2 protein-coding genes are annotated in these 1,517 nt (G+C 37.0%); both read right to left on the minus strand.

The annotated features are described in order from the left end of the window. Positions 1-37: 37 nt before the first annotated feature. Positions 38-982, minus strand: coding sequence for an IS3 family transposase (locus tag EKM81_RS11025; RefSeq protein ID WP_318531232.1), 945 nt, complete (start codon positions 980-982; stop codon positions 38-40). Continuing rightward, the gene (locus tag EKM81_RS11030; protein ID WP_125651619.1) at positions 934-1,464 is read right to left on the minus strand and encodes a helix-turn-helix domain-containing protein; all 531 of its coding nucleotides are present in this window, start codon (positions 1,462-1,464) and stop codon (positions 934-936) included. The genes EKM81_RS11025 and EKM81_RS11030 overlap by 49 nt, the downstream gene beginning before the upstream one ends. Positions 1,465-1,517: the final 53 nt, after the last annotated feature.

Raw genomic sequence — 1,517 nt, forward strand, 5'->3', positions numbered from 1 at the left:
GTGAAGTGCAAGAGAAAAGTTAGACAAAAATATTATTTTAAGCAATTAAGGTGTGTTGCCGGTATTCTATCGGTGACATGCCTTTTGTTTTCATTGAAATTCGGGTGTTGTTGAACCATTCTACGTAGTTATTGGTAATTTGTTTGAACTCTTCTATGTTCTTGCACATTGGTAGACCACAAAAACATTCTGTCTTATAAATATGGAAGAAGCTCTCAATTGGGGCATTATCATGACAATTACCTTTGCGAGACATACTTTGGATAAATTCATTATCATTTAGATATCGTCTGTAGTAATTTAATTGATAATGCCAACCTTGATCTGAATGAATAATTGGTTTTGCGCCCTGAGGTAGTTTTCTAATCAATTGGTCCAGTGTTTCTGTAATGAGCTTTTGGTTGGGACTCTCACTTATTTGTAAGGCTAAAACTTCTTTGGTGGCTTCATCGGTAATCGCAGATACATAGGCCCATTTATGATTCTGTAACTTAACTTGAGTAACATCAGTATGCAGTACTTTATAAGGATCACTTTCATCAAACTTTTGATGAATAATATTTTCGGCGATTTTTCCCACTGATCCCCGATAAGAAGAATATTTTCCATTTGAATGACAATTGTAGATACTTACTTTGACTTTGAGCTGGTCCATTAGACGACGAATAACCTCACCAGAGAAATGAATGCCAAGTTTTTCGAGCTCATTTGAAACACGACGATAACCATAAGTGTATCGTCCGTTACACATTCCGCGATTGGAAATTCGTAGGATTTCTGCCTTAACCTTGGCGTATTTATCATGTGTTGTGTAAATTCTTTTGCGTTCATCATGATAAGTTGCCTTTTTTAGATCAATGGCTTTGAGAATATCACCAATCTTATATCTTTCTGATTTCGGAAGGTGTGCCTGATCCGCCCTGATCTGATCAACTATTTGTGTTTTTCGTCGTCCTTTGAAGGTCCGAACAGGGTCAGCGATTTTTTTAGGATATCACGCTCTAGTTTTGTATCGTATAATTCTTGGTCCTTCTCAGCTAGTTTCTGTCTTAAGCGTTCAACCTCATTTTTAGCTAATACTTGGCGGACTTGTTTCTTATTCTTCATTTTCGCGGACCTACCTTTCGGGTGAGGTCTCAAAGCGTCAATGCCATCTTTAATAAACGCTGTTTGCCAGAGACTAATTTGTGACGGCAACAGGTCGTATTTTGCGGCAACGTCGGCTAGAGCTTCCTCATGAGTCTGGTAGTAGTTTATCACACTTGACTTGAATTCCAACGAGAACTTTCGCTTTGTTTTTCGCAGCTTTAGAACATTAGGTCCACTTATTTCAAATTGTTTGATCCATAAATAAATTTGACGTCTAGGAATCTGGTATTGTGCCGCTAAATTAATCACGCTAAATAGATGTCGATTATATTTACCAACAATTTCAGCCTTTAAAGTAGAACTATATTTAGTCAAAAAAATACCTCACAATCATTAGACTCTTTGTCTAACAATTATGAGGCACTTCA

Origin of the sequence: Lapidilactobacillus gannanensis (assembly GCF_003946675.1) — a bacterium.
Taxonomy (GTDB): Bacteria; Bacillota; Bacilli; order Lactobacillales; family Lactobacillaceae; genus Lapidilactobacillus; species Lapidilactobacillus gannanensis.